Below are 26,039 nucleotides of genomic sequence, written 5' to 3'. Positions count from 1 at the left end.
TACTTGTGGGAGCCTGGCTTGCCAGCGATGGGCCGCAGAGCGGCCCCAGTCATTGTCAGTTCTGTTCGGCGACGCTCGATTTACCTTGGCGGGTCTCGATCTCACCAATCAAGCGCTTGGCCAGCGCCGGGTAGTTCTCGTCGAAATGGTGCCCGCCAGGCAGCTTCAGGCGCTCACCCACCGCCGTCTTTTCCGTGCAACCGCTTTCATCGGTCTCTTCAACGCCATACACACACACCACCTTGGACGCCGGCAGCCTGGCCATCTCTGGCCCGGTAGGCGCTTCCTGGCCTTCTTTGCCCAACCAGCCCTCGACCTCGATCTCGAAGCTGCCACTGCGGGCAAACGCCAGCAGCATCACGGCATCGATACGCTGTTGGTCCTCTGCCGGCAGGCGGTTATAGATGGCTGGCAGCACATCGGCGCCGAACGAATAGCCTGTCAGCACGAAGCGCTTGGTGCCCCATTTCTGCCGGTAATGCTGCATCAGCTCGGACAGATCGGCGGCGCTTTGCTCCGGAGTCTTGTGCTGCCAGTAGTAGCGCAGCGTGTCGATGCCTACCACCGGGTAGCCCAGCTTGGCCATTTCCCCGGCCACATCACGGTCCAGGTCGCGCCAGCCACCATCACCGGAGAGGAACAGGGTGACCGTGTCGGTCGTCTGCCCGGCCGGTACCTCGACCACTGGAATAGCCAAGGCGTTGCCGTCACGGCCAACCAGGGCCTGGGTCAACTGGGCCTTGAGCACCTGGGGCAAGTGGATGTCGTAGTCGCTGATGCTGGTTTCGGCGTTGGCCTGGTCACGTACGAAAGCGGCGCTGGCGTCATCCGGGTTGTCGTTCCAGGCGACGTTCCAGTGGCCATGAGGTGCCGCCTTGGGCAGCGGGGCCTGACAGCCGGGTTGCTCCAGGCTGAAGTCCACTGAAATGGCCCGCGCCTTGTCATCGCTCTGGCTTGCCAGCCAACGCCAGGCCTGGGCGGCGCCAGGGCCTATGCCGGCGACCAGCGTCGGCTTTTCCGACAGCTCTGCCAGGGCCTGGTCCATGGCCTGCTGCTGTTTGCTACAGTCGTTCGGCGGCAGCACCACCTGCACCAGCTGGGCTTCGCCGGCCTGGCTCAGGTCCAGCAGTTGCTTGTCGGTCAATGCCTGGTCCTGCGGTACGCCAATGGCCACCCTGGCCTTGGGGTGCACGCCAGGTGTTACCCGGGTGATGTGGGTGTCATTGATGCTCAGTTGCTCCAGGCGCGCCTCGGGGGCCGGGCGCGTCCACAGCCAGAACGCCAGCGCGCCACCCAGGGCAGCCAGCAGCAGGGGAACCAGCAGGTACAGCCAATAGCGTCGGGTCATCAACGTTTCACCAATCCAGTCAGGCCGCCTGCAATCAGGGCGGCGGTGTCGGCCAGTGCTACCAGCGGGTCGAGCCCGGCCGGCACGGCCATGTAGCGGGGTTCCCAGTCCGGTTGGAATTTGTCCTTGAAGCGGCGAAGCCCCTGGAAGTTGTACAACTGCTCGCCCCGGCGGAACACCATCGAACCCAGGCGCTGGGTCAAGGGCGCACCTCGCCGCGGTTGCAAGCCGGAAAGCGGCACCATGCCAAGGCTGAAGCGGGCGTAGTCATGGCTTTTGTAGTGCAGGATCAAGCCGATCATCATGAACTCCATGGTCAGCTTGGGGGCCTCGGGGTGCGCACGCATCAGGTCGAGGCTTGCCAGTTCGTTGCCATGGGTTTCCAGCAGGTTGGCGAAGGCTACCGGGCGGCCCTGAAAGCGAATCAGCGCGATGCGGAAGTGTTGCAGGTAGTCCGGGCTGAAGCGCCCCAACGAAAAGCCTTTCTCGCGCACGTTCTTGCCGCCGAGCCAGGCATCGGAAATTTCCTTCAGCTCTGCCAGCGGGGCGTGGCCGGGTTCATGGATTTCCAGGCTCAGGCCGTCGCGACCACCGCGATTCCAGGTGTAGCGCAGGTCTTTCATCTCCTTGCCCTTGGCTTCCAGATCGAAGCGGCGCAGGTCGACACGGGCTTCTTCACCCAGCTTCAGCGCTGTCAGGCCAATATCCATGTAGAACGGCAGGTTCTCGGCACGTACCTGGTAGAACACCGGGCGAGCGTGGTGCAGGTCGCACAGGTCGCGGAACTGCCAGATCATCTCGGCGCGTTCCTGGGCCGGGCCGATGGGGTCGTACAGGGCCACCAGGCTGCGGCCACGCCGCGTGTACATGAGGAAGGCATTGTCACGCGGGTGGAACAGCAACGCTTTGTCGCCCGTCAGGGCCAGGCCGCCGTCGGGCTGGTCGGACGCCAGCAAGATACGGTTGGCGCGCTGCAGTTCCGCTTCGTCGGGCAGGTGGATCACAGGAGGGGCGGTGCGCAGCAGCCAGGTCAGCGCCACGGCAGCCAGCAGCAAGGCGCTGCCCATGGCGGCGCGCAGGCCGCGTGGGGCATCGGCATCGAGGGTGAACTGCCACCACAGCTGATGGCTGTAGGGCACATCCTGGTAGGCGAACAGCAGCAGCCATACCGAAGCGCCGACTGCACAGGCACTGGCCACCAGGAACACCGGCGAGAAGGGCAACTCCAGCAGGCGGCTGGGGCGGTAGAACGAGCGACGGAACAGGGCAAGCAGGGTAGCGGTGAAGGTCAGCAGGCACGCTTCTTCCCAGTCAAACCCCTTGAGCAGCGACAGCAGGGCGCCCACCAACAACAGCACGGTAGTCAGCAACCAGGCGGCGGACAGGCGCCGACGCAGGCCCTGGGCCAGCAGCAGGCACAGCACGCCGATCAGGCTGGCGCCGAAGTGGGAGGCATCGATAAGCCGGTGCGGCACCAGGAAGCCCATGTGTTCCAGACGCGTGTCGATTTCGGGTGTGGCGCCCGAGAACAGCAGCACCACACCGGACAGGAATACCAGAATCGACAGGATCGGTGCGGCCAGCCCGGAAGCTGCCTTGATGGCCTGCTGGGCGAACAGCAGGCGCCGGGCTTCGTTGGCCAGCAACAGTACGCAGGCCAGCAGCAATGGCAGTACCACGTAGATCAGCCGGTACAGCAGCAGGGCGGCCGCCAGCGGTGCAGCACCGAGCTGGTCGGCAAAGGCTGCCAGCAGGATCGCTTCGAACACCCCGACGCCGCCCGGCACATGGCTGAGTACGCCAGCGGCCAACGCCAGCAGGTACACCAGCACGAATGCCCCGAAAGGTGGTGCTTCGGGCAGCAGCAGATACAGGACAGTGGCGGCTGCTGCCACATCCAGCGCGGTGATCAGCAGTTGCAGGGCCGCCAACCGTGTGCCTGGCAGGCGTAGCGTGCGGCGGCCCACCTGTACCAGCAGGTTGTTCGCCAGCGGTTGCTCGGCCAGGCGCCGGCGGTACAAGCCGAACACCAGCAGGCCAGATGCCACCAGCACGGCGGTGGCGATGCCTGCCAGCAGGCCCGGCGTCAACCCCAATGCAGCCGAGGCTGCCGGCAGGTCGCTCAAGGTCGCCAAGGCTGCCAGGGGAGGCAGCGCGCAGCCCAGCGACAAGCTGGCAAACACCGTCATGCGGGCGACTTCGCCAGCCCCCAGCCCTTGGCGTGCATAGAGCCGGTAGCGCACCGATCCGCCTGACAGCATCGACAGCCCGATGGCATTGCCGATGGCAAAGGCGCTGAAGCCGCCCAGCACCAGGCTGTGCACTGGCAACTTCACCCCGGCATAGCGGCTGGCCGACCACTCGTAACCCAGCAGGATCACGAAGCCCACCACCGTCGCCACAAAGGCGCCCAGCAACGACTGGGTCGGCACACTGAGCATGGCGTCGTGCAAGGCATAGATATCCAGCTCGCTCAGCAGGTGGCGGCAGGCAATCAAAGCCATGGTGAACAGCACCAAGGTCACTGCCAGGCCGATGGGCTGGCGGTAGCGGCTCAGGCGTTCGAGCAAGGGCAGGCGTTGCACGGCACCGGGCAGTGCCGAGGCGAGCGGCACCGGAGGTTCGGGGTTATGGGAAGTCATGAGTTGCCCCGGGCATGCTGCGCGAGGTAGAGGGAAGGTGCGGCCAAGTGAAAGTCCCTTAGGAAAACGTATCCAATATTACTCCGGCCTCTGGCGCTTTCAGCGGCCTGGCAGGGTTAAAGATAGTTCATCCGGGGGACGATGCCTCAAGCCTGCGGGATGGCTGGAGGGGCGGGGAAAATGAAGCGATGAAATGCAGGGGCGTAGAAACAACAAACCCCGCGCTGCTGTTAAACAGGCGGGGTTTGTTCTGACGAATATGGTTGCGGGAGCCGGATTTGAACCGACGACCTTCGGGTTATGAGCCCGACGAGCTACCAGGCTGCTCCATCCCGCGTCAGAGGGGCGCATTCTACAGTCTGCCAATTGAATGTCAAGCATTCGGCTTCGGTTTGAGCGTTTTTATTCGCTGTGCTTTTTAGCGAGCAAAGAAAAAGGCCACTGTGTTAACAGTGGCCTTTTCTTGAATCTGGTTGCGGGAGCCGGATTTGAACCGACGACCTTCGGGTTATGAGCCCGACGAGCTACCAGGCTGCTCCATCCCGCGTCAGTGGGGCGAATTCTACAGTTTGTAATGTGTATGTCAAGCGCTACGCTTTGATTTTTCGAGCTTTTTTGAAATTGCCTTTCAGCAGGCAAAGAAAAAGGCCACTGCGTTAACAGTGGCCTTTTCTCGAATCTGGTTGCGGGAGCCGGATTTGAACCGACGACCTTCGGGTTATGAGCCCGACGAGCTACCAGGCTGCTCCATCCCGCGCCTGTGAGATCGAATTCTACGGATTTACTTCCTGCTGTCAAGCAAATATTCAGGAAAAACCTTTTTTGTTCAAACCCTTAGCACTCGTCGGCAAGATGCAGCTCAGGCGCGGCGCGGCTTTCAGGCCAATTGTCGAATGCTGGCGCGGGTAGCTGTTTCAGGGCAGGGCGCATGCGATACTATCTGTATGAATTTACAGTGCTGACGGTCATCCATGTCCTTGCGCAAGATCATCCACGTCGACTGCGATTGCTTCTACGCTGCAATCGAGATGCGTGACGACCCGCGTCTGGCCGGGCGCCCCATGGCGGTGGGAGGTTCACCCGACCACCGTGGGGTGATCGCCACCTGTAACTATGAGGCGCGTGCCTATGGTGTGCGCTCGGCCATGTCGTCGCGCCATGCACTTAAACTGTGCCCCGACTTGCTGATCGTCAAGCCGCGCTTCGAGGCTTACCGGGAGGCCTCGCGCGAAATCCATAGCATTTTCCGCGACTACACCGAGTTGATCGAGCCGTTGTCGCTGGACGAAGCCTATCTGGACGTGAGCGATAGCCAGTGGTACTCGGGCAGCGCCACGCGTATTGCCGAGGATATTCGCCGGCGGGTCGCCCGTACCTTGCATATCACCGTATCGGCGGGGGTGGCGCCAAACAAGTTCCTGGCCAAGATTGCCAGCGACTGGCGCAAGCCCAATGGCCTGTTCGTGATTACCCCGGGTGAAGTGGAGGCTTTCGTGGCAGCCTTGCCGGTGGCCAGGCTGCACGGGGTGGGCAAGGTAACGGCAGACAAACTGGCACGGCTGGGTATCGAAACCTGTCTGGAACTGCGCGAATGGTCGCGCCTTGCGCTGGTGCGCGAGTTTGGCAGTTTTGGCGAGCGCTTGTGGGGGCTTGCGCGGGGGATCGACGAGCGTGCGGTGCACAACGACAGCCGTCGACAGTCGGTGAGTGTGGAAAACACCTACGACACCGACCTTCCAGACTTGGCCAGCTGCCTGGCGCGGCTGCCCGAGCTGCTGGAAAGCCTGAATGAGCGCATCGCCCGCATGGACAGCAGTTACCGGCCGGACAAACCCTTCGTCAAGGTCAAGTTCCACGACTTCAGCCAGACAACCATGGAGCAGGCCGGGGCGGGCAGAGACCTGGAAAGCTATCGACAGTTGCTGGGGCAGGCCTTCGCCCGTGGAGGCAAGCCGGTACGCTTGCTGGGGGTGGGGGTGAGGTTGCGCGATTTGCGCGGGGCGCATGAGCAGTTGGAACTGTTCCCGCCCAAATGAAAGGGGCCGCGACGCGGCCCCAGTGTGTTATTGCGCGCCCGGATCAGCCACCAAACGGCCAGTGGCCTTGGTCAGCGACTGCAGAAACTCCTGCTGCAGCTCCGGATCGTTGCGGGTCAGCTCGATCAGGCTTTGTTCCATTTCACTGGCTTCTTCTTCAAGGCCCAGCTCGGACAGGCGCTTGACCCGGTGGACCCATTGGCCGACATCGTCATCTTCGAGGTCATCGAAGATCAGCTCATGGGCTTCGAGCAGCTTGTTGCGCAGGGTGGCGCTGACCAGCAGGCTGGCATCGCCACGCACCGCGTTGTCCTCGTCGAGTACCTGCAGGTGCAGGGTGCCGATGTGGTTGAGGTTCTGCTCCGAGAACGGGCTGTCGAGCAGGTTCAGGCGCAGCACGCCGTTCCTGTCGGTAGTCAGTTCGTGGGTCATCTTGCCAGCCTTGACCTCGACCAGGCGTTCGCTCCAGGGCACGCTGGTCGATTCTTCGCGTTTGCCTTTCTGCACCTCGCTGATCCCGGCCAGGTTCTGCTGGGCGCGGCCGTTGGACGGCACGTTCATGAACGGGTTGAGCCCGTCCACGCCGTAGCTGAGCCAGTCGTGAGTGATGCTTTCCGGCAGGTTGCCCAAGGCGAAGACGTTGACCACGTTGGCCCCGACGCCCGCCACCACGGCCACTGCACCCAGCGGGATCTCGTAGATCTCCCGCCAGGGCTGGTACGGCGTGTAGCGGTCGTAACGACGGGTAACTTCGAACTCGGTGACTTCGAAGCGCTTCTGCTCATGCACACGCACACGTCGTTGCGGAAGCTCCATCACCTTCGGCTCGCCGACATCGATCTGCAGGGTGTGCTCGAGCAATTTGCGCTCGACGCGCTCCTCATGGTCGCTGCGCTGGGACATCTGGTTGGCGCAGCCGCTGACGAGCAGGGCACCGCACAGTGCGGCGCCCCCCAGGGTAAAGGTACTTCGCTTGAACATGATCACTCGTGCATTGGTTATCAGCGGCGAACGCGGGCCTGCAGGAAGCTCAGCACTTCATTGAGCGGCAACGCCTGGGCGTCCTGCTCGGTGCGGTGCTTGTACTCAAGGTTGCCTTCGGCCAGGCCGCGATCGCTGACGACGATGCGGTGCGGGATGCCGATCAGCTCCATGTCGGCAAACTTGATGCCTGGGCTGGTTTTCTTGTCGCGGTCGTCCAGCAGCACTTCAAAGCCGGCGGCGGTCAGTTCGGCATACAGCTTGTCGGTTGCCTCGCGGACCACGTCGGTTTCGTAGCGCAGCGGTACCAGGGCGATCTGGAACGGAGCCAGGGCGTCGTTCCAGATGATGCCTTTGTCGTCATAGCTCTGCTCGATGGCAGCGGCGACCACGCGGGACACGCCGATGCCGTAGCAGCCCATGGACAGGGTTACCGGCTTGCCGTTCTCGCCCAGTACCTGGCACTTCAGCGCTTCGCTGTACTTGGTGCCCAGCTGGAAGATGTGGCCCACTTCGATGCCGCGCTTGATCACCAGGGTACCCTGGCCGTCCGGGCTTGGGTCGCCTTCGACCACGTTGCGCAGGTCGGCAACTTGTGGAACTGGCAGGTCGCGCTCCCAGTTGACGCCGAAGTAGTGCTTGTCGTCGATGTTGGCGCCGATGCCGAAGTCGCTCATCAGGGCAACCGAACGGTCGATGATGCATTCCAGCGGCAGGTTCAGCGGGCCGAGCGAGCCGGCACCGGCGCCAATGGCGTCGCGCAGTTCGGCTTCGGTGGCCATGACCAGCGGGTCGGCAACCTGTTCCAGCTTGGTGGCCTTGATTTCGTTCAGCTCGTGGTCACCACGAACGACCAGGGCAATCAGCTTGCCTTCTTCGGCGCCACGCACGATCAGGGTCTTGACGGTTTTTTCGATGGCCAGGCCGAAGTTTTCCACCAGCTGGGCGATGGTTTTGGCGTTTGGCGTGTCGACCAGGCGCAGCTCCTCGGTAGGGGCAGGGCGCACGGTTTCACGCGGGATGGCCTCGGCCTTCTCGATGTTGGCGGCGTAGTCGGAGCTGTCGCTGAAGATCACGTCGTCTTCGCCGGACTCGGCCAGTACGTGGAATTCGTGCGAATAGCTGCCACCGATCGAGCCGGTGTCGGCCTGCACTGGGCGGAAGTCCAGGCCCAGGCGGGTGAACACGTTGCTGTACGCCTGGTGCATGCGGTCGTAGGTTTCCTGCAGGGAAGCCTGGTCGGCATGGAACGAGTAGGCGTCCTTCATGATGAACTCGCGGCCACGCATCAGGCCGAAGCGCGGGCGGATCTCGTCACGGAATTTGGTCTGGATCTGGTACATGTTGAGCGGCAGCTGTTTATAGCTGGACAGCTCGTTACGGGCCAGGTCGGTGATGACTTCTTCGTGGGTCGGGCCAACGCAGAAATCACGCTGGTGGCGGTCCTTCAGGCGCAGCAGCTCAGGGCCGTACTGTTCCCAGCGGCCGGACTCCTGCCACAACTCGGCGGGCTGAATGCTTGGCATCAGCACTTCCAGGGCGCCGGCGGCGTTCATTTCCTCGCGTACCACGGCCTCGACCTTGCGCATTACCCGCAGGCCCATCGGCAGCCAGGTGTACAGGCCGGAGGCCAGTTTGCGGATCATGCCGGCGCGCAGCATGAGCTGATGGCTGATGACCACTGCGTCGGCAGGGGTTTCTTTCTGGGTGGCGAGCAAATATTGACTGGTGCGCATGGTTAGCCGTGTCGATTGCCTAAGACGTTGAAATAGCCCCGCATTGTACGGGGGTGAAACGAAGGCGTACAGGATGCCCCAGGGCGTGACGCTTGTCAGCCAAGAAAAAGCCCGGCGTGATCGCCGGGCTTTTTCAGGTGCGGGGCACTGCAAGCCAGGGCTTACAGGATGCTCAGCGGGTACTCCACGATCAGGCGCAGTTCGTCGATCGAGCTCGAACCGTAGTAAACGCCGTCTGCGGAACGGTAGGTGGCCTGACGTACGCGGAAGCTCAGGTCTTTGGCCGGGCCGCTTTGCAGCACGTACTTGACGTCTACGTCGCGTTCCCATTCCTTACCGTTGTTGGTGCTTTCGGTAGTGGCACCGGAACCGCGCACATAGCGGGTCATGAAGGTCAGGCCAGGTACGCCGTATTCGGCGAAGTTCAGGTCGTAGCGAGCCTGCCAGGACTTCTCGTCTTCGGCGTTGAAGTCGGAGCGGGCAACGGAGTTGGCCAGGAAGATGGTGCCGCCACCGTCGACGCCGTAGGCGTAGTCGCCGTCGCCGCTGACTTTCTGGTAAGCCAGGGTGAAGGTGTGGGCGCCAATGTTGTAGGCGGCCGAGAGGCTGGCTGCGATGTTGTCCAGTTCGTTGCTGCCGTCAGCCTTGCTGACGAAGGCGCCGGTCAGGTTGTCGCCGATGGACTTGGTGTCATAGATGTTGAAGTCGAACACCAGGCCTTGCTTGTCGCTGATCGGCAGCGCCCAGTTGATGTTGCCGTACCACTTGCGGAAGTGATCTTCGACGCGCGAGTAGTAGACGCTGGTGCTGAGGTTTTCGTTGATGGCATAGGTGCCACCGAAGACGTTGGCCTCGGTCAGGCGCAGGCTGTCGTGGTAAGTCTGCGCCTGCGCGTTCAGGGCAGTGAAGTGACCGGCGTGCAGGGTCAGGCCATCGATTTCGTTGCTGGTGATCAGGCCACCTTCAGCAACTTCAGGCAGCAGTCGGCTGTCGTCGGTGGCGAATACCGGCAGGGCGGTGAATTGGTCACCGAACTTCAGCACGGTGTTGGAGACGCGCAGTTTTACCGCACCGCCGCCTTCGGAGTAATCATCTTGCGAACGGCCGTCGGAACCGGTCGGGAACAGGCCGGTGCCGGCGCGGCCTTTGCCGCTGTCCAGTTTCAGGCCCAGCATGCCGATGGCGTCAACGCCGAAGCCCACGGTGCCTTGGGTGAAGCCCGACTCGAAGGTACCCAGGAAGCCCAGGCCGGTTTCTTCGACGCGGCTCTTGCCGCTGTCGTTGTTACGGAAGTCACGGCTGAAGTACAGCATGCGGGTTTTTACGTTCAGCTTGCTGTCTTCGAGGAAACCTTTGGACTCGTCTTGTGCCGAGGCCATTGCCAACTGCGAGGTCCCTGCCGCAACGGCCAGGGCGATCATGCTCCACTTCATCACGCGCATCGTGATTTGCTCCTTTGGTTTTTAGGAAGAGTACCGCTGCATCCATGTGTTTTAGTTATATGGAGCAGCTCTTTCTTGTTATGTCGGCGAAAATGTATAGCACGCTGACTGTTGTTGGCGATATGGCTATAAGCACTCTTTTCGGAACTTTTTCACCCTGTCGCTTTTAGGTATTTCCATGTCGCAAATCACGCCCCGGTTTAAGGGCCGTACAACGCCAGCGCTGTTCCTGTCACCGTAACAAACCTGTAACTACCGGTTCCGGTTAGGGGAACTCCCTGGTAACCAATGCCGCTGTTGTTATTTGTCGCGTTCACCTGCCATTGCAGATGTCGTGCCGACTTGGCGTGAAGGGAATGCAACAAGCGTGCTCAAAATTCGCAACACTTCATGAAATTTTCACAAAACCTGCTACCGAGGGTCGGAAAGTCCCGTAAACACGGGGTGAGGCCGGCTCGCGCACAGGTTGGAGTCGAGAATCATTAAAATTTAAAAAGCTGTCATTAAAGTCAATGTGTTACCGCAACTTGTTCATCCAGAGTCGTTTGTGGGGTGACAGGTGTGGAGAGTGTGGACAGAAGGCCTCATTTTGGTGCGAAAAGTAGCGCTGTGTTACCGGGAGTGTGCAAGGTATCCTTGCAGGCCTGATTTCCGCTTGAAGCGGGTTGGTTTTGCCTGAAGGAGATATGCCGTGTTCGTCCTCGATTCGCGTTTGCAGCAGGATTCCCTGGTGCTGGGGGAGTTTGCACTGTGCCAGTTGCTGCTGAGCAAGGATGCCAACTACCCATGGTTCATCCTGGTGCCCAAGCGCGCCGGCATCAGCGAACTGTTCGAGCTGGAAGCGGCGGAGCAGCAGCAGTTGTGGCAGGAAACAACGCTGTTGGCTGAGGCGCTGAAAGCCAGCTACAGCGCCGACAAGATGAACGTGGCCACCTTGGGTAACGTGGTCAGCCAGTTGCATATGCACGTGATTGTGCGCCAGCGTGACGACGCTGCCTGGCCGGCACCGGTGTGGGGCAAGTGCCCGGCGGTGGCCTACAGCGACGATCAGTTGAATGCCATTCGCCAACGCCTGCGTGGGCTGCAACTTGCTGGTTATCAGGAGGCCTGAGATGTCGCTGGAGTTACGTATTGTCGAACTGGAAACCCGCCAGGCGTTCCAGGATGACACTATCCAGGCGTTGAATGACGTGGTGGTCGAGCAGGCGCGGGTGATCGAGCGGCTGCAGTCGCAGATGGCCGAGCTGATCAAGCGTTATGAAGAGATGGTCGGCCAGTACGGCAGCGAAGGGGAGGAGGCGCCACCGCCTCATTATTGATGCGTCGCAGAGGCATATTCACCGGCATGCCGGTAAATATGCCTCTGGATGAAGCGGCAATCAGCGGCGGGTGACCGCAACCACATCTTCGGCCTGCAGGCCTTTGTCGCGGTGCATTACCGAAAACTCAACGCGCTGGCCTTCGACCAGAATGCGATGGCCTTCGCCGCGAATGGCGCGAAAGTGCACGAAGATGTCATCACCCGAATCGCGGGAAATGAAGCCAAAGCCTTTCGACGTGTTGAACCACTTGACGGTGCCGGTATCGCGGTTGCCGGCATCCTGAGCGGCATGCTGGCTGTTGCGTGCCCTGCGCGGGCTGCGGGCAAAACCCACGGCCAGGTGCAGCGCCACTGCCAGTGCCGCGCAGACCAGTGCCGCGAGGTTGCCCATTTCCGGGCGGGCCAGCAATGTCAGGGTTTGCAGCACCACCGCCACCACCAGCAGGGCGCAGGCAAGGTGCTGCAACTGCTGCCGCGCGCCGCGGTAGTACAGGGGCACGACCGGGGCCAGGACCAGATTGAGCAGGCCGAGGAGTGTCAGGTAGACCGCGTCAGGTTGTTGCAGGAAGGGTGTCGCGTCGGTTTTCAGGCTGGGTATGAGCGATAGCAGCAAGGCTGCCACGCCCGTCACCAGATGGACGATCTTGAACATGGGGTTGGCTCACAGTTGATAAGGCCGATCACAGGAAGAGCGGGCAGCACGGTGCGCATGAGGTGTAGAGCGCGAACACGTGGCAGGCCAGCCTATGCACCCGGCAATGACAGTCCGCACGGGTGGCACGGTGCCTATTTAACAGTAAAGCCGTAGGCTACTCAAACCGCAGGCCGCCCGGCGGGCAATGTGTTGCGCCATGTCACATGCGGCAGGGGGGAAGTGTTGCTACAGTGGTCCACGTCCGCTTGAGTCTCAAGCCTTATGGAAAGGGGAGCTTCATGGCAATCGATATCGGTATCAGCGAAGAAGATCGCAAGTCCATCGTCGATGGGCTGTCCCGCCTGTTGTCGGATACTTACGTGTTGTATCTGAAAACCCATAACTTTCACTGGAACGTCACCGGCCCGTCGTTCCGCACCCTGCACCTGATGTTCGAAGAGCAGTACAACGAGCTGGCGCTGGCGGTCGACTCCATCGCCGAGCGTATCCGGGCCTTGGGCTTCCCGGCGCCGGGGTCGTATGCATTCTATGCGCGGCACTCGTCTATCAAGGAGGAGGAAGGTGTACCCCCGGCGGACGAGATGATCCGCCAGCTGGTGCAGGGGCAGGAGGCCGTGGTGCGCACGGCGCGCAGCATTTTCCCCGTGGTGGACAAGGTCAGTGACGAGCCGACCGCCGACTTGCTGACCCAGCGCATGCAGGTGCACGAAAAAACGGCCTGGATGCTGCGGGTGCTGCTCGACGGCAAATAAAAGTTGCCCAAGACTCACGCATGACCCTGTAGGAGCGGCTTTAGCCGCGAAGCAGGCACCGCGGTGCATGGCACCGGCCTTGCCGGTGTTCGCGGCTAAAGCCGCTCCTACAGTGATCGCGTCAGCTTTCAGATTTTGTGCAGGAAGATTTTGCCGCTGCTCTAAACCCGCCTATCAGCGCTTCATACGTCACCTGGTACCTGTGACGAGGAAGTGTGGCGCATGATGCAAGCGAACAAGCGTATGGCGGGGCAGGGGAGCTGGCCGGCAAAGCAGTGCATGGATCCGTTCAAGGCTGATTTCGACATGTTGCAGATCCAGCCGGTGTCGCGCTCGGTGCGGTTGAACGGGTTTTCCACCTGCTTGCGCCTGGAGGCCGTCTACTGGGGCATCCTGGAGCGTATCGCCGCCGCCAACCGCTGTTCGGTCAGTGCGGTGTTGTCCTACGTGGATCGCGAAGTGCACTTGCGCCAGGGTGGGGTGCGTAACTTCAGTGGGCTGATCCGGGTCATCTGCGTCGCCTGGCTGCAAAACCCGCCAAGTGTGCGCTGATCGCCGGGCGGGCTGCGCAGTGCCTGTTAACCATATATAATCCCGCTTTTTGCTGCCCCGGCAGCCAGCGTTGTGGTTGACGAGAGACACCCATGCCCCTTTATGACTATCAATGTGCATCCTGCGAGCACCGCATGGAAGTGCTGCAGAAGATCAGCGCCGCGCCGCTGACCGATTGCCCGGCCTGTCAGGCGCCAGCGCTGAAAAAGCTGCTGTCGGTGCCAGGCTTCCGCCTGAGCGGTAATGGTTGGTACGAAACCGACTTCAAGACCGGGGCAAAAAAGAATCTGGCAGGCGGCGACAAGGCCGACTGAGTTGAATGCTGTGACCGGGTCTTGCAGTATTAGCCCTCCGGGCGGCCAAGGCCTCCACCGAATACACGAATCACGAGAAGCGAAACCACCATCATGATGCGCAGCCATTATTGCGGCCAACTGAACGAGAGCCTGGACGGCCAGGAAGTCACCCTTTGCGGCTGGGTCCATCGTCGCCGCGACCACGGCGGGGTGATCTTCCTCGACATCCGTGACCGCGAAGGCATGGCCCAGGTCGTGTTCGACCCTGATCGCGCCGAAACCTTCGCCGCCGCCGACCGCGTGCGCAGCGAATACGTCGTGCAGATCACCGGCAAGGTGCGCAAGCGCCCTGACGGTGCGGTGAACGCCAACATGGCCTCCGGCGCCATCGAGATCCTCGGCTACCAGCTGAACGTGCTCAACGAAGCGGAAACCCCGCCGTTCCCGCTGAACGAGTACTCCGACGTTGGCGAGGAAACCCGCCTGCGCTACCGCTTCATCGACTTGCGTCGCCCGGAAATGGCCGACAAGCTGCGCCTGCGTTCGCGCATCACCAGCAGCATCCGCCGCTTCCTCGACGAAAACGGCTTCCTCGACGTCGAAACCCCGATCCTCACCCGTGCCACGCCGGAAGGTGCGCGTGACTACCTGGTGCCAAGCCGTACCCACGCCGGTAGCTTCTTCGCCCTGCCGCAGTCGCCCCAGCTGTTCAAGCAGCTGCTGATGGTGGCCGGCTTCGACCGCTACTACCAGATCGCCAAGTGCTTCCGTGACGAAGACCTGCGTGCCGACCGTCAGCCGGAGTTTACCCAGATCGACATCGAGACCAGCTTCCTCGATGAAAGCGAGATCATGGGCCTGACCGAAAGCATGATCCGCAAGCTGTTCAAGGAAGTGCTGGACCTGGAGTTCGGCGAATTCCCGCACATGACCTTCGAAGAAGCCATGCGCCGCTACGGTTCCGACAAGCCGGACCTGCGTAACCCGCTGGAACTGGTTGACGTTGCCGACCAGCTGAAAGACGTCGACTTCAAGGTCTTCGCCGGCCCGGCCAACGATCCGAAGTGCCGTGTGACCGCCTTGCGCCTGCCTGGCGGTGCCAGCATGCCGCGCAGCAAGATCGACGAGTACACCAAGTTCGTTGGCATCTACGGTGCCAAGGGCCTGGCCTACATCAAGGTCAACGAGCGCGCCAAGGGCGTCGAAGGCCTGCAGTCGCCGATCGTCAAGAACATCCCTGAGGCCAACCTCAACACCATCCTCGACCGCGTCGGCGCCGTAGACGGCGACATCGTGTTCTTCGGTGCCGACAAGTTCAAGGTGGTCAGCGAAGCCTTGGGCGCGCTGCGTATCCGCCTGGGTCACGACTTCGAGCTGCTGACCTGCGAGTGGGCGCCGATGTGGGTCGTCGACTTCCCGATGTTCGAAGAAAACGAAGACGGCAGCTTCACCGCGCTGCACCACCCGTTCACCGCGCCGAAGTGCACCCCGGAAGAGCTCGAGGCCAACCCGGCCAAAGCCCTGTCGCGTGCCTACGATATGGTTCTGAACGGTACCGAGCTGGGTGGCGGTTCGATCCGTATTCACCGCAAAGAGATGCAACAGGCGGTATTCCGCCTGCTGGGTATCGAGGCAGAAGAACAGGAAGAGAAGTTCGGCTTCCTGCTCGACGCCCTGAAGTTCGGTGCACCGCCTCACGGTGGTCTGGCCTTCGGCCTGGACCGCTTGGTCATGCTGATGACCGGCGCCCAGTCGATCCGTGAAGTGATCGCCTTCCCGAAAACCCAGAGCGCTGCATGCGTCATGACCCAGGCCCCTGGCATGGTCGACGCCAAGGCCCTGCGCGAGCTGCACATCCGACTGCGCGAACAGACCAAGGTCGAGTAAGCAGTCCCGGGCGCATCCACATGGATGCGCCTTTGCGTTTCGGCGCAGGTATTTTTCCGTCCCGCCCCGTACAGGGGCGGGGCTGTTTGTGAAACAAAGGATTCGGAGTCGTTATGGCTGGTCATTCCAAGTGGGCGAACATCAAGCACCGCAAAGAGCGCCAGGATGCCAAGAGAGGCAAGATCTTCACCAAGTGGATCCGCGAGCTGACCGTTGCGGCCAAGCAAGGCGGTGCTGACCCGGCATCCAACCCGCGCCTGCGCCTGGCGCTGGACAAGGCCTTGGGCGCCAACATGAGCCGCGACATCATCGATCGCGCCGTGGCCCGTGGTGCCGGCACCAACGAAAGCGACAACGTCGAAGAGCTCAGCTATGAAGGTTACGGCCCGGGCGGCGTGGCGATCATGGTCGAAGCCATGACCGACAACCGCAACCGTACTGCCGCCGCCGTGCGTCATGCCTTCACCAAGTGTGGTGGCAACCTGGGTACCGACGGTTCGGTGGCCTACCTGTTCGAGCGCAAAGGCCAGATCAGCTTTGCGCCGGGCGTGGACGAAGACGCGTTGATGGAAGCAGCGATGGAGGCTGATGCCGACGACGTTGTAGCCAACGACGACGGCTCGTTCGACGTGTTCACTTCGTTCAACAGCTTCTATGCCGTGCGCAACGCCCTGGAAGAGGCGGGTTTCAAGGCCGCTGACGCCGAAATCGTCATGCAGCCGACCACCAGCGCCGAGCTTGACCAGGAGGGTGCCGAAAAGGTGCTCAAGCTGATCGACATGCTCGAAGACCTGGATGACGTGCAGAACGTCTACTCCAATGCCCAGATTTCCGATGAGATCATGGAAAACCTCGGCTAAGGATTTTCTGAACCTTCGAGTCAGGGCTGCAATTGGGGCTGCTGCGCAGCCCATCGCCGGCAAGCCAGCTCCCACAGGTACAGCGCATTTCTATAGGCTTGTGCTGTATCTGTGGGAGCTGGCTTGCCGGCGATGGGTCGCGCAGCGGCCCCAATGGTCTTGAAACGTTAGTATTTTTCGACAGGCACTATGACTCTGATTCTTGGTATCGACCCCGGCTCGCGCATCACTGGCTATGGCGTGGTACGCCAGACCGCCCGTGGGTGCGAGTACGTGGCGTCGGGCTGTATCCGCACCGGCAGCGGCGAGCTGCACGAGCGGCTGCAGATTGTTTTTCGTGGTGTCAGTGAAATCATCGCCCAGCACGGCCCGGTGACCATGGGCATCGAGCGGGTGTTCATGGCCCGTAACGCCGACTCGGCGCTCAAGCTCGGCCAGGCCCGCGGTGCGGCCATCGTCGCGGCCGCCGAAGCCGGCCTGGAAATCGCCGAATACAGCGCCACCCAGGTCAAGCAGGCAGTAGCCGGCACGGGCGGGGCCAACAAGGAACAGGTGATGATGATGGTCATGCACCTGCTGAAATTGACGCAGAAGCCGCAGATCGACGCCTCCGACGCGCTGGCCATTGCCTTGTGCCATGCCCATACCCGTTCAAGCCTGGTGCCGCACGGCCTGAGCACGGCACGGCGACGTGGCGGGCGCTTGCGTCTGTAGGCGCTTCATGCGCTGATACACATTTTGTTCGGGTGATGCGTTCACCCGCTGCATTTGCTGATAGGGTTGAGCGGTCTTTGACCGGCTCCCCGAGAGGAAGGATCGGAACGTGATTGGACGTTTGCGCGGCACCTTGGCGGAAAAACAGCCGCCGCACCTGATTATCGACGTCAACGGCGTGGGGTACGAACTGGAAGTTCCCATGACCACGCTGTACCGTCTGCCCAAGGTGGGCGAAAGCGTCACCGTGCACACTCATCTGGTGGTGCGCGAAGATGCGCACTTGCTATACGGCTTTGCCGAAAAACGCGAGCGCGAGCTGTTTCGGGAGCTTATCCGCCTCAACGGCGTGGGCCCGAAGCTGGCGTTGGCGCTGATGTCCGGCCTGGAAGTCGACGAGCTGGTGCGTTGCGTGCAAGCCCAGGATACTTCGGCCTTGGTGCGCGTGCCTGGTGTCGGCAAAAAAACCGCCGAACGTTTGCTGGTCGAGCTCAAAGACCGCTTCAAGGCCTGGGAAACCTCGCCCGCCATGTTTACCCTGGTGTCCGATGGGCCGTTGCCGGTCGCCAGCGAGTCCACTGCCGAGGCCGATGCGGTCAGCGCACTGGTCTCGCTGGGCTACAAGCCGCAGGAAGCCAGCAAGGCAATCGCCGCGATCAAGGACAAGGCCGGCCTGAGCAGTGAAGAGCTGATCCGCCGCAGCCTGAAAGGGATGATTACCAAGTGATCGAAGCCGACCGCCTGATCGCCGCCAGTGGCCGCGACCGTGAAGAAGTCCAGGACCGGGCGATTCGTCCGCTGCGCCTTGACGAGTACATCGGCCAGCCGGTCGTGCGCGAGCAGATGGCCCTGTTCATCCAGGCCGCCCGTGGGCGCAACGAGTCGCTCGACCACACGCTGATCTTCGGGCCGCCCGGGTTGGGCAAGACCACGTTGGCCAACATCATCGCCCAGGAAATGGGCGTTTCGGTCAAAAGCACCTCGGGCCCGATCCTTGAGCGTCCAGGTGACCTGGCGGCCATGCTGACCAACCTCGAACCGCACGACGTCCTGTTCATCGACGAGATCCACCGGTTGTCACCGGTTGTCGAGGAGGTGCTGTACCCGGCCATGGAGGACTTCCAGCTCGACATCATGATCGGCGAAGGCCCGGCCGCCCGTTCGATCAAGCTCGACCTGCCACCGTTCACCCTGGTGGGTGCCACCACCCGTGCCGGCATGCTCACCAACCCGCTGCGGGACCGCTTCGGTATCGTCCAGCGCCTGGAGTTCTACAGCGACAAGGACCTGGCCACCATCGTCAGCCGTTCGGCCAACATCCTTGGCCTGGTCATCGAAGATCAGGGCGCCTACGAAATTGCCCGCCGTGCCCGTGGCACGCCGCGTATCGCCAACCGCCTGCTGCGCCGCGTGCGCGACTACGCCGAGGTGCGCGGCAAGGGCCAGATCACCAAGGCCGTGGCCGACATGGCGCTGAACCTGCTGGACGTCGACGAGCGCGGTTTCGACCATTCCGACCGCCGTCTGCTGTTGACCATGATCGAGAAGTTCGATGGTGGCCCGGTAGGCGTGGACAACCTGGCGGCGGCGATCAGCGAAGAGCGCCACACCATCGAGGATGTGCTTGAGCCGTACCTGATCCAGCAAGGCTATATCATGCGCACGCCACGCGGCCGCGTGGTTACCCGGCATGCCTACCTGCACTTTGGCCTGAATATTCCCGGGCGCCTGGGGGAGGGCGGTGATTTTTCAGAACCAGGCGATGAATGACAGATCGAATGCGACTTTTCGTGGTCCTACCGCTGGCATGCCCAGGGTGCGCTGGCAATAAGACATTAATGAAGAAAAAACAGTTGCCACAGCGGATTGGCAAGCTGAGGAGTAAGCACTAGAGTATGCGCGCGCAAAATCAGCTCGAACCGTTCGCACACCGTTGTCGCGTCTATTACGAAGACACCGATGCGGGCGGCGTGGTGTATTACGTCAACTACCTGAAATTCATGGAGCGCGCGCGCACCGAACGCCTGCGGCACCTGGGCTTTTCCCAGTCGCAACTGGCCGAAGACAACCTGCTGTTCGTGGTCCATTCCAGCGAAGCGCGCTATCACGCGCCGGCGCGGCTGGATGACGAATTGCGGGTAACCGCGCAAGTACTTGAACTCAATCGCGCCAGCCTGCGTTTCGTGCAGCAGGTCTGGCGGGAAAAGGATGAAACGCTGCTTTGCGAAGGGCAGTTCCTGGTGGCCGCCGTGCGCGCCGACACTTTCAAACCCCGAGCCATACCCCCCCAGCTGCGCGACGCCTTTGCGGCGGACGGCTCGGGTAATCAATCGAATGCAGGAGAATAAGCGTGGAAGCTAATGTCGTCGACCATACCTCCATGTGGAGTCTGGTCAGCAATGCCAGCGTGGTGGTACAGCTGGTAATGCTGACCCTGGTGGCCGCCTCGGTCACTTCATGGATCATGATCTTCCAGCGCAGCACCATGCTGCGCGCCGGTCGTCGTGCGCTGGATGCCTTCGAGGAGCGCTTCTGGTCGGGCATCGACCTGTCCAAGCTGTACCGCCAGGCAGGCAGCAACCCAGACCCGGACTCCGGTGTAGAGCAGGTATTCCGTGCCGGCTTCAAGGAGTTCTCGCGCCTGCGCCAGCAGCCGGGCGTTGACCCGGATGCGGTCATGGAAGGCGTTGGCCGTGCCATGCGCGTGGCCATTTCGCGCGAGGAAGAAAAACTCGAACAGAGCCTGCCATTCCTGGCCACTGTTGGTTCGACCAGCCCGTACATCGGCCTGTTCGGTACCGTATGGGGCATCATGAACTCCTTCCGTGGCCTGGCCAGCGCCCAGCAGGCCACCCTGGCCACCGTTGCCCCGGGTATCGCCGAAGCGCTGATCGCCACCGCCATTGGCCTGTTTGCGGCAATCCCGGCGGTCATCGCCTACAACCGTTTCGCCGCGCGCAGTGAAGTGCTGATCGGTCGTTACTACACCTTCGCCGACGAGTTCCAGGCGATCCTGCACCGCAAAGTGCACACCAGCGAAGAGTAATCAGGTAGAAGCCCATGGCCCGAGTTCGCCACAAACGCAAGCCCGTCGCCGAGATGAACGTGGTGCCCTACATCGACGTGATGCTGGTGCTGCTGGTCATCTTCATGGTGACGGCGCCCATGCTCAACCAGGGCGTGAAGGTCGACCTGCCCAAGGTTTCCAGCGAAGCCTTGCCGCAGGACAACAACGTCCAGATCCTCACCATCTCCATCAAGGCCGATAAAACCTATTACTGGAACCTCGGCAGCGAAGTCGATACCGACAAGCAGATGGACAAGGCCATGACCTTGCCCGCCATGACCGACGCCGTGACCAAGATCATTGCTGCCGGCCGTGACCAGGGCAAGCAGACCCAGGTGTTCATTCGTGGCGACAAGGCTGTCGACTATGGCGCGGTCATGGGTGCCATGGGCGGGTTGCAGAAGGCCGGTGTCGGTAACGTTGGCCTGATTACCGAGGCGCCCTGATGCAACAGCGAGAGCCATCCGCCTCGGAAAGCTACTTCTGGCCCAGTGTCTGGGCCATCGGCCTGCATGTGTTGGTGTTCGCCCTGCTGTTCGTCAGTTTTGCCATGACGCCTGAGCTGCCGCCATCCAAGCCGATTGTTCAGGCTACCCTGTACCAGCTCAAGTCCAAGAGCCAGGCGACTACCCAGACCAATCAGAAGATTGCCGGGGAAGCGAAGAAAACGGCTTCGCGCCAGACCGAGGTCGAGCAGCTGGAGCAGAAGAAGGTCGAGCAGGAAGCCGTGAAGGCCGCGGAACAAAAGAAAGCCGACGCTGCTCAAAAGGCCGAAGAGGCCCGCGAAGCCGCCGAGGCGAAAAAAGCCGAGGACGCTGCCAAGGCCGCCGAAGCCGCCAAGGCTGCCGAGGCCAAGAAAGCCGCCGAAGCCAAGAAGGCCGACGAGGCGAAGAAGGCCGCCGAGAAGCAGCAAGCCGACATCGCCAAGAAGAAGGCCGAGGAAGAAGCCAAGAAAAAAGCCGAAGAAGAGGCCAAGAAAGAGGCCGCTGAAGAGGCGAAGAAACAAGCCGCCGAGGACGCCAAGAAAAAGGCAGCCGAGGAGGCCAAGAAGAAAGCAGCCGAGGACGCCAAGAAGAAAGCGGCGGCCGAGGACGCGAAGAAGAAGGCAGCTGAAGAGGCCAAGAAAAAGGCCGCTGCAGACGCCCAGAAGAAAAAGGCACAGGAAGCGGCCCGCAAGGCGGCAGAAGACAAGAAAGCCCAGGCCCTGGCCGAGCTGTTGTCCGACACCACCGAGCGGCAGCAGGCGCTGGCCGACGAGCAGGGTGACCAGGTGGCCGGCGACTTCGACGACCTGATCCGCATGCGCGCGGCCGAAGGCTGGGCGCGTCCGCCTTCCGCGCGCAAGGGCATGACGGTGGTCCTGCAGATCAACATGTTGCCGGACGGTACCATCACCAGTGTCAGCGTGGCCCGTTCCAGTGGTGACGGCCCGTACGACAGTTCGGCGGTGGCTGCGGTGAAGAACATTGGTCGTTTGACCGAGATGCAGGGTATGAAGCCGAGCGATTTCAACCAATATCGTTCGTTCAAGATGACATTTACACCTGAGGATCTAGCGTTGTGATTAAACGTCTTAGAGGACTGCTGGTCATGCTGTGCTGCGTGGCAGGCATGGCCGTGGCAGAGGAAAAGAACATCCTGGTCACCAGCGGCAGCGACCGGGCAACGCCCATCGCGGTAGTGCCGTTCGGTCTGCAGGGCGGCAGCGTGTTGCCAGAAGACATTGCCGATATCATCGGTAACGACCTGCGCAACTCTGGCTACTACTCGCCAATTCCGCGGCAGAACATGATCAGCCAGCCGTCGCAGGCCAGCGAAGTGATCTTCCGTGACTGGAAAGCGCTGGGTGCACAGTACGTGATGGTGGGCAGCATCGTGCCGGCAGGCGGTCGCCTGCAGGTGCAGTACGCGCTGTTCAACGTCGCTACCGAGCAGCAAGTGCTGACCGGCAGCGTCGCGGGTAGCACCGACCAGTTGCGCGACATGGCGCACTACATTGCCGACCAGTCGTTCGAGAAACTCACCGGCATCAAGGGTGCGTTCTCCACCCGCATGCTGTACGTGACGGCCGAGCGTTTCTCCACCAACAACACCCGCTATACCCTGCAGCGTTCGGACTACGACGGTGCGCGTGCAGTTACCCTGCTGCAATCGCGTGAGCCGATCCTGTCGCCGCGCTTTGCACCGGATGGCAAGCGTATCGCCTATGTGTCGTTCGAGCAGAAGCGCCCGCGCATCTTCATCCAGAACATCGATACCGGCCGCCGCGAGCAGGTGACCAACTTCGAAGGCCTGAACGGTGCGCCAGCCTGGTCGCCGGACGGTTCGCGCCTGGCGTTCGTATTGTCGAAAGACGGCAACCCGGACATCTACGTGATGAACGTGGCTTCGCGCCAGATCAGCCGTGTTACCGCAGGCCCAGGTATCAATACCGAACCATTCTGGGGTAAAGACGGCAACACGCTTTACTTCACTTCCGACCGTGGCGGCAAACCGCAGATCTACAAACAGTCGGTCGGTGGCGGTGGTGCCGAGCGCGTAACCTTCGTGGGTAACTACAACGCCAACCCGAAACTTTCGGCGGACGAAAAAACCCTGGTGATGATCCATCGCCAACAGGGCTTTACCAACTTTAAAGTGGCGGCACAGGACTTGCAGCGCGGAAGTGTAAAGATTCTGTCTGAAACAAGTCTTGATGAGTCTCCCACTGTTGCGCCTAACGGCACCATGCTAATCTACGCCACCCGCCAGCAGGGCCGGGGAGTCTTGATGCTCGTGTCGCTTAATGGCCGCGTGAGGCTCCCACTTCCTACCGCTCAAGGCGAAGTCAGAGAACCGTCCTGGTCCCCTTACCTGAACTGATTGCGGCGTAATACGTTTTGCTTAACACACTGGGGTTTCATTAGGAGTTTCACGATGGAAATGCTGAAGTTTGGTAAATTTGCTGCGCTGGCTCTGGCCATGGCCGTAGCTGTAGGTTGCTCCTCGAAGGGCGGTGACAACGCAGGCGAAGGCGCTGCTGTAGACCCGAACGCTGGCTACGGTGCCAACACTGGCGCAGTTGACGGCTCCCTGAGCGAAGAAGCTGCCCTGCGCGCAATCACCACCTTCTACTTCGAATACGACAGCTCGGACCTGAAGCCAGAAGCCATGCGCGCTCTGGACGTTCACGCCAAGGACCTGAAGTCCAACGGCAACCGCGTTGTTCTGGAAGGCAACACCGACGAGCGCGGCACCCGCGAGTACAACATGGCTCTGGGTGAGCGTCGTGCGAAAGCCGTTCAGCGCTACCTGGTTCTGCAGGGCGTTTCCCCTGCTCAGCTGGAACTGGTTTCCTACGGCGAAGAGCGTCCAGTTGCCACCGGCAACGACGAGCAGTCCTGGGCTCAGAACCGTCGCGTAGAACTGCGTAAGTAAGTTCTTATGCGTATGTGCCGCCGTGTAGTAACCGTCCTCGCACTCAGCCTGCCGCTCGCGGCCTGGGCTGAGGTCCCTGTAGTAGATGACAACGCAGGCAGTTATCCGCCTGCGGGTTATGGCACGAGCGGCGCCTATGCCGGGTCGGGGGCTTCGGCCCCTGCCTCTGCACAGGGCCAGCTGTTCATGCAGCTGCAACAGATGCAGGACCAGCTTTCCCGCCAGCAAGGCATCATCGAAGAGCTGCAAAACGATGTGTCGCGCATGAAGCAGGAAAACCTGGAGCGATACCAGGACCTGGACCGTCGCATCAACAGTGGCGCTGCGCCTGCCGCAACCCCTGACAATTCCTCCGGTGGTGGTGCTTCCAATGCCGCCCCCGATGCAGCAGCAGGTGCTGCTGCGCAACAACCGGCCGCCAGTAGCGAGCCTGGTGATCCGGCGAAAGAAAAGCTCTACTACGATGCCGCTTTCGACCTGATCAAGCAGAAAGACTTCGACAAGGCCAGCCAGGCGTTCAATGCCTTCCTGCGCAAGTACCCCAACAGCCAGTACGCCGGCAATGCCCAGTACTGGTTGGGTGAAGTGAACCTGGCCAAGGGCGACCTGCAAGGTGCCAGCCAGGCCTTTGCCCAGGTCAGCCAGAAGTACCCGAAACACAGCAAAGTGCCGGATTCGCTCTATAAGCTGGCCGATGTCGAGCGCCGCATGGGCCACACCGACAAGGTCAAAGGCATCCTGCAACAGGTCATCACCCAGTACCCCGGCACCTCCGCCGCGCAACTGGCTCAGCGTGACCTGCAGAAGCTCTAAGCGCTGTAGCTGTACCTTTCGAAAGAAACCCGCGCCAGTCGCGGGTTTTTTCGTTAGAATCACTGCCCTTTTTTCGTAAACACGCTGCCGCGGATAACGCTATGTCGAGTCCGCGACAGTGCCTGACGGAGGCGGACAGCCTGTTTAGCTGTCACGCCCGTGGCGAGCATGCAAGACACACTACGCATCACCGAAGTCTTTTACTCTTTGCAGGGTGAAACGCGAACGGCTGGGCTGCCCACGGTTTTCGTGCGCCTCACCGGTTGCCCCCTGCGTTGCCAGTACTGCGACAGTGCCTATGCCTTCACCGGCGGCACCATTCGCACCCTCGATTCAATCCTTGAGCAGGTTGCCGGCTTCAAGCCCCGGTACGTCTGCGTCACCGGTGGCGAGCCACTGGCTCAGCCCAACGCTTTGCCGTTGCTACAGCGCCTGTGTGACGCCGGTTACGAAGTATCATTAGAGACCAGTGGCGCACTCGATATCTCTGGCACCGACACCCGCGTCAGTCGCGTGGTCGACCTGAAGACCCCGGGTTCCGAAGAGTCGCACCGTAACCGTTACGAGAACATCGAGCACCTGACCCGCAACGACCAGGTCAAGTTTGTCATCTGTTCCCGTGAGGACTACGACTGGGCCGTGTCCAAGCTGATCCAGTACAACCTGGCCGAGCGTGCTGGCGAGGTGTTGTTCTCGCCAAGCCATCATCAGGTAAAAGCCAGTGACCTGGCGGACTGGATCGTTGCCGACAACCTGCCCGTGCGCTTCCAGTTGCAGCTGCACAAGCTGCTGTGGAACGACGAACCCGGACGTTGATTGAGGAGCAAGTACACATGACAGAAAAGCGCGCAGTAATCCTGTTGTCCGGCGGCCTGGACTCCGCCACTGTGGTCGCCTTGGCCAAAGCAGAAGGCTATAGCTGCTACACCATGAGCTTCGACTACGGCCAGCGCCACCGCGCCGAGCTGAACGCTGCCGCACGCGTGGCCCGCGACCTGGGTGCGGTCGAGCACAAGGTGATTGGCCTTAACCTCGACGGTATTGGTGGTTCGGCGTTGACCGACAGCAGCATTGACGTGCCGGAAGCCCCCAGTGAAGGTATCCCGGTCACCTACGTGCCGGCCCGCAACACGGTGTTTCTGTCACTGGCGCTGGGTTGGGCCGAAGTGCTGGAGGCGCGGGATATCTTTATCGGCGTCAATGCCGTGGATTACTCCGGTTACCCGGATTGCCGCCCCGAGTTCGTCGAGGCCTTCGAGCGTATGGCCAACCTGGCGACCAAGGCGGGTGTAGAGGGGCAGGGCTTCCGCATTCAGGCGCCGCTGCAGAACATGAGCAAGGCGCAGATCGTGCAGGCTGGTATCGCCCGCGGTGTGGACTACAGTTTGACTGTTTCCTGCTATCAGGCCGACGATGACGGCCGTGCCTGTGGCAAATGTGACAGCTGCCGCCTGCGTGCAGACGGCTTCAAGGCAGCCGGTGTCGAAGACCCGACACGGTATGTTTGACAAAAAACCTTT

General features: G+C 61.5%; 26 protein-coding genes and 3 tRNA genes. 20 read left to right on the top strand and 9 right to left on the bottom strand.

What is annotated here, in order from left to right; all coding sequences use genetic code 11:
• Positions 1 to 55: 55 nt before the first annotated feature.
• From A0O30_RS02760 to A0O30_RS02740, 5 genes are all read right to left on the bottom strand, one after another.
• Positions 56 to 1,348, bottom strand: coding sequence for a virulence factor family protein (locus A0O30_RS02760; protein ID WP_105945497.1), 1,293 nt, complete (start codon positions 1,346 to 1,348; stop codon positions 56 to 58).
• A complete protein-coding gene (gene mprF / locus A0O30_RS02755) occupies positions 1,348 to 3,990 on the bottom strand; it encodes a bifunctional lysylphosphatidylglycerol flippase/synthetase MprF (RefSeq protein ID WP_105945496.1) in 2,643 nt (880 codons plus the stop codon). The genes A0O30_RS02760 and mprF overlap by 1 nt, the downstream gene beginning before the upstream one ends.
• 260 nt (positions 3,991 to 4,250) lie before the next feature.
• Positions 4,251 to 4,327: transfer RNA gene (locus A0O30_RS02750), tRNA-Met, on the bottom strand.
• A 133-nt stretch (positions 4,328 to 4,460) separates the two neighbouring features.
• Positions 4,461 to 4,537, bottom strand: a tRNA-Met gene (locus tag A0O30_RS02745).
• A 133-nt stretch (positions 4,538 to 4,670) separates the two neighbouring features.
• Positions 4,671 to 4,747: transfer RNA gene (locus A0O30_RS02740), tRNA-Met, on the bottom strand.
• Between the two features lie 220 nt (positions 4,748 to 4,967).
• Here A0O30_RS02740 and dinB point away from each other — a divergent pair.
• On the top strand, positions 4,968 to 6,026 hold the full coding sequence (gene dinB, locus A0O30_RS02735) for a DNA polymerase IV (protein WP_164525228.1): 1,059 nt from the start codon (positions 4,968 to 4,970) through the stop codon (positions 6,024 to 6,026).
• 27 nt (positions 6,027 to 6,053) lie between these two features.
• Here dinB and A0O30_RS02730 read toward each other — a convergent pair whose 3' ends face one another.
• From A0O30_RS02730 to A0O30_RS02720, 3 genes are all read right to left on the bottom strand, one after another.
• Positions 6,054 to 7,007 carry a hypothetical protein gene (locus tag A0O30_RS02730; protein WP_105945495.1) on the bottom strand — a complete coding sequence of 318 codons (954 nt, stop codon included), beginning with the start codon at positions 7,005 to 7,007 and terminating at the stop codon, positions 6,054 to 6,056.
• A 20-nt stretch (positions 7,008 to 7,027) separates the two neighbouring features.
• Complete coding sequence (locus tag A0O30_RS02725) at positions 7,028 to 8,743, bottom strand: proline--tRNA ligase (protein WP_105945494.1); 1,716 nt, start codon at positions 8,741 to 8,743, stop codon at positions 7,028 to 7,030.
• Positions 8,744 to 8,904: 161 nt separating this feature from the next.
• Positions 8,905 to 10,185: an OprD family porin gene (locus tag A0O30_RS02720; protein WP_105945493.1), complete on the bottom strand. Its 1,281-nt coding sequence runs from the start codon at positions 10,183 to 10,185 to the stop codon at positions 8,905 to 8,907.
• Positions 10,186 to 10,876: 691 nt separating this feature from the next.
• Between A0O30_RS02720 and A0O30_RS02715 the strand changes: the two genes are divergently transcribed.
• Both A0O30_RS02715 and A0O30_RS02710 read left to right on the top strand, forming a co-directional pair.
• Positions 10,877 to 11,296: an HIT domain-containing protein gene (locus tag A0O30_RS02715; RefSeq protein WP_105945492.1), complete on the top strand. Its 420-nt coding sequence runs from the start codon at positions 10,877 to 10,879 to the stop codon at positions 11,294 to 11,296.
• Between the two features lies 1 nt (position 11,297).
• Positions 11,298 to 11,504, top strand: a complete 207-nt coding sequence (locus tag A0O30_RS02710) for a SlyX family protein (RefSeq protein ID WP_016712002.1) — start codon at positions 11,298 to 11,300, stop codon at positions 11,502 to 11,504.
• Between the two features lie 60 nt (positions 11,505 to 11,564).
• On the opposite strand, the gene A0O30_RS28110 is transcribed toward A0O30_RS02710, so the two are convergent.
• On the bottom strand, positions 11,565 to 12,158 hold the full coding sequence (locus A0O30_RS28110; protein ID WP_019098462.1) for a cold-shock protein: 594 nt from the start codon (positions 12,156 to 12,158) through the stop codon (positions 11,565 to 11,567).
• A gap of 281 nt (positions 12,159 to 12,439) precedes the next feature.
• On the opposite strand from A0O30_RS28110, the gene A0O30_RS02700 reads away from it, so the two are divergent.
• The 17 genes from A0O30_RS02700 (at position 12,440) to queC (ending at position 26,027) form a co-directional block, all read left to right on the top strand.
• On the top strand, positions 12,440 to 12,913 hold the full coding sequence (locus A0O30_RS02700; protein ID WP_003254783.1) for a Dps family protein: 474 nt from the start codon (positions 12,440 to 12,442) through the stop codon (positions 12,911 to 12,913).
• A gap of 222 nt (positions 12,914 to 13,135) precedes the next feature.
• Positions 13,136 to 13,465: a ribbon-helix-helix domain-containing protein gene (locus A0O30_RS02690; RefSeq protein WP_105945491.1), complete on the top strand. Its 330-nt coding sequence runs from the start codon at positions 13,136 to 13,138 to the stop codon at positions 13,463 to 13,465.
• 92 nt (positions 13,466 to 13,557) lie between these two features.
• A complete protein-coding gene (locus tag A0O30_RS02685; RefSeq protein ID WP_003254776.1) occupies positions 13,558 to 13,779 on the top strand; it encodes an FmdB family zinc ribbon protein in 222 nt (73 codons plus the stop codon).
• Between the two features lie 93 nt (positions 13,780 to 13,872).
• The gene (gene aspS / locus A0O30_RS02680) at positions 13,873 to 15,648 is read left to right on the top strand and encodes an aspartate--tRNA ligase (protein ID WP_105945490.1); all 1,776 of its coding nucleotides are present in this window, start codon (positions 13,873 to 13,875) and stop codon (positions 15,646 to 15,648) included.
• A 113-nt stretch (positions 15,649 to 15,761) separates the two neighbouring features.
• Entirely contained in the window at positions 15,762 to 16,508 is a 747-nt protein-coding gene (locus A0O30_RS02675) for a YebC/PmpR family DNA-binding transcriptional regulator (RefSeq protein WP_016711997.1), read from the top strand.
• Between the two features lie 189 nt (positions 16,509 to 16,697).
• Complete coding sequence (ruvC, locus tag A0O30_RS02670) at positions 16,698 to 17,222, top strand: crossover junction endodeoxyribonuclease RuvC (protein ID WP_003254769.1); 525 nt, start codon at positions 16,698 to 16,700, stop codon at positions 17,220 to 17,222.
• Positions 17,223 to 17,331: 109 nt separating this feature from the next.
• Positions 17,332 to 17,949 carry a Holliday junction branch migration protein RuvA gene (gene ruvA / locus A0O30_RS02665; RefSeq protein WP_016711996.1) on the top strand — a complete coding sequence of 206 codons (618 nt, stop codon included), beginning with the start codon at positions 17,332 to 17,334 and terminating at the stop codon, positions 17,947 to 17,949.
• Entirely contained in the window at positions 17,946 to 18,992 is a 1,047-nt protein-coding gene (gene ruvB, locus A0O30_RS02660; RefSeq protein ID WP_019098466.1) for a Holliday junction branch migration DNA helicase RuvB, read from the top strand. Before ruvA ends, ruvB begins: the two co-directional genes overlap by 4 nt.
• A 125-nt stretch (positions 18,993 to 19,117) precedes the next feature.
• A complete protein-coding gene (gene ybgC, locus A0O30_RS02655; protein WP_016711994.1) occupies positions 19,118 to 19,570 on the top strand; it encodes a tol-pal system-associated acyl-CoA thioesterase in 453 nt (150 codons plus the stop codon).
• Between the two features lie 2 nt (positions 19,571 to 19,572).
• Positions 19,573 to 20,268: a protein TolQ gene (gene tolQ, locus A0O30_RS02650; RefSeq protein WP_010952367.1), complete on the top strand. Its 696-nt coding sequence runs from the start codon at positions 19,573 to 19,575 to the stop codon at positions 20,266 to 20,268.
• A gap of 14 nt (positions 20,269 to 20,282) precedes the next feature.
• Positions 20,283 to 20,735 (top strand): protein TolR, encoded by a 453-nt coding sequence (gene tolR / locus A0O30_RS02645; RefSeq protein WP_003254760.1) that lies wholly within the window; start codon positions 20,283 to 20,285, stop codon positions 20,733 to 20,735.
• Entirely contained in the window at positions 20,735 to 21,853 is a 1,119-nt protein-coding gene (gene tolA / locus A0O30_RS02640) for a cell envelope integrity protein TolA (RefSeq protein WP_016711993.1), read from the top strand. The genes tolR and tolA overlap by 1 nt, the downstream gene beginning before the upstream one ends.
• A gap of 26 nt (positions 21,854 to 21,879) precedes the next feature.
• On the top strand, positions 21,880 to 23,151 hold the full coding sequence (gene tolB / locus A0O30_RS02635) for a Tol-Pal system beta propeller repeat protein TolB (protein WP_019098470.1): 1,272 nt from the start codon (positions 21,880 to 21,882) through the stop codon (positions 23,149 to 23,151).
• 54 nt (positions 23,152 to 23,205) lie between these two features.
• Entirely contained in the window at positions 23,206 to 23,706 is a 501-nt protein-coding gene (pal, locus tag A0O30_RS02630) for a peptidoglycan-associated lipoprotein Pal (RefSeq protein WP_012273762.1), read from the top strand.
• A gap of 6 nt (positions 23,707 to 23,712) precedes the next feature.
• Positions 23,713 to 24,519, top strand: coding sequence for a tol-pal system protein YbgF (gene ybgF / locus A0O30_RS02625; protein WP_105945489.1), 807 nt, complete (start codon positions 23,713 to 23,715; stop codon positions 24,517 to 24,519).
• A gap of 168 nt (positions 24,520 to 24,687) precedes the next feature.
• A complete protein-coding gene (gene queE / locus A0O30_RS02620) occupies positions 24,688 to 25,335 on the top strand; it encodes a 7-carboxy-7-deazaguanine synthase QueE (protein WP_105945488.1) in 648 nt (215 codons plus the stop codon).
• Between the two features lie 17 nt (positions 25,336 to 25,352).
• Positions 25,353 to 26,027, top strand: a complete 675-nt coding sequence (queC, locus tag A0O30_RS02615; protein WP_198749417.1) for a 7-cyano-7-deazaguanine synthase QueC — start codon at positions 25,353 to 25,355, stop codon at positions 26,025 to 26,027.
• Positions 26,028 to 26,039 lie beyond the last annotated feature (12 nt).

The sequence above is a fragment of the Pseudomonas sp. LLC-1 genome (assembly GCF_002992185.1).
Classification (GTDB): domain Bacteria; phylum Pseudomonadota; class Gammaproteobacteria; order Pseudomonadales; family Pseudomonadaceae; genus Aquipseudomonas; species Aquipseudomonas monteilii.
The sequence above is the reverse complement of the archived record's forward strand: the minus strand, read 5'-3'. Positions and strand labels throughout refer to the sequence as shown.

What these genes read in the sequence shown, in the direction of transcription:
- A0O30_RS02760 (WP_105945497.1), bottom strand. Translation starts at nt 1,348, where the DNA reads ATGACCCGACGCTATTGGCTGTACCTGCTGGTTCCCCTGCTGCTGGCT.
- mprF (WP_105945496.1), bottom strand. Translation starts at nt 3,990, where the DNA reads ATGACTTCCCATAACCCCGAACCTCCGGTGCCGCTCGCCTCGGCACTG.
- A0O30_RS02730 (WP_105945495.1), bottom strand. Translation starts at nt 7,007, where the DNA reads ATGTTCAAGCGAAGTACCTTTACCCTGGGGGGCGCCGCACTGTGCGGT.
- A0O30_RS02725 (WP_105945494.1), bottom strand. Translation starts at nt 8,743, where the DNA reads ATGCGCACCAGTCAATATTTGCTCGCCACCCAGAAAGAAACCCCTGCC.
- A0O30_RS02720 (WP_105945493.1), bottom strand. Translation starts at nt 10,185, where the DNA reads ATGCGCGTGATGAAGTGGAGCATGATCGCCCTGGCCGTTGCGGCAGGG.
- A0O30_RS02710 (WP_016712002.1), top strand. Translation starts at nt 11,298, where the DNA reads ATGTCGCTGGAGTTACGTATTGTCGAACTGGAAACCCGCCAGGCGTTC.
- A0O30_RS28110 (WP_019098462.1), bottom strand. Translation starts at nt 12,158, where the DNA reads ATGTTCAAGATCGTCCATCTGGTGACGGGCGTGGCAGCCTTGCTGCTA.
- A0O30_RS02700 (WP_003254783.1), top strand. Translation starts at nt 12,440, where the DNA reads ATGGCAATCGATATCGGTATCAGCGAAGAAGATCGCAAGTCCATCGTC.
- A0O30_RS02690 (WP_105945491.1), top strand. Translation starts at nt 13,136, where the DNA reads ATGATGCAAGCGAACAAGCGTATGGCGGGGCAGGGGAGCTGGCCGGCA.
- A0O30_RS02685 (WP_003254776.1), top strand. Translation starts at nt 13,558, where the DNA reads ATGCCCCTTTATGACTATCAATGTGCATCCTGCGAGCACCGCATGGAA.
- aspS (WP_105945490.1), top strand. Translation starts at nt 13,873, where the DNA reads ATGATGCGCAGCCATTATTGCGGCCAACTGAACGAGAGCCTGGACGGC.
- A0O30_RS02675 (WP_016711997.1), top strand. Translation starts at nt 15,762, where the DNA reads ATGGCTGGTCATTCCAAGTGGGCGAACATCAAGCACCGCAAAGAGCGC.
- ruvC (WP_003254769.1), top strand. Translation starts at nt 16,698, where the DNA reads ATGACTCTGATTCTTGGTATCGACCCCGGCTCGCGCATCACTGGCTAT.
- ybgC (WP_016711994.1), top strand. Translation starts at nt 19,118, where the DNA reads ATGCGCGCGCAAAATCAGCTCGAACCGTTCGCACACCGTTGTCGCGTC.
- tolR (WP_003254760.1), top strand. Translation starts at nt 20,283, where the DNA reads ATGGCCCGAGTTCGCCACAAACGCAAGCCCGTCGCCGAGATGAACGTG.
- tolA (WP_016711993.1), top strand. Translation starts at nt 20,735, where the DNA reads ATGCAACAGCGAGAGCCATCCGCCTCGGAAAGCTACTTCTGGCCCAGT.
- tolB (WP_019098470.1), top strand. Translation starts at nt 21,880, where the DNA reads ATGCTGTGCTGCGTGGCAGGCATGGCCGTGGCAGAGGAAAAGAACATC.
- pal (WP_012273762.1), top strand. Translation starts at nt 23,206, where the DNA reads ATGGAAATGCTGAAGTTTGGTAAATTTGCTGCGCTGGCTCTGGCCATG.
- ybgF (WP_105945489.1), top strand. Translation starts at nt 23,713, where the DNA reads ATGCGTATGTGCCGCCGTGTAGTAACCGTCCTCGCACTCAGCCTGCCG.
- queE (WP_105945488.1), top strand. Translation starts at nt 24,688, where the DNA reads ATGCAAGACACACTACGCATCACCGAAGTCTTTTACTCTTTGCAGGGT.
- queC (WP_198749417.1), top strand. Translation starts at nt 25,353, where the DNA reads ATGACAGAAAAGCGCGCAGTAATCCTGTTGTCCGGCGGCCTGGACTCC.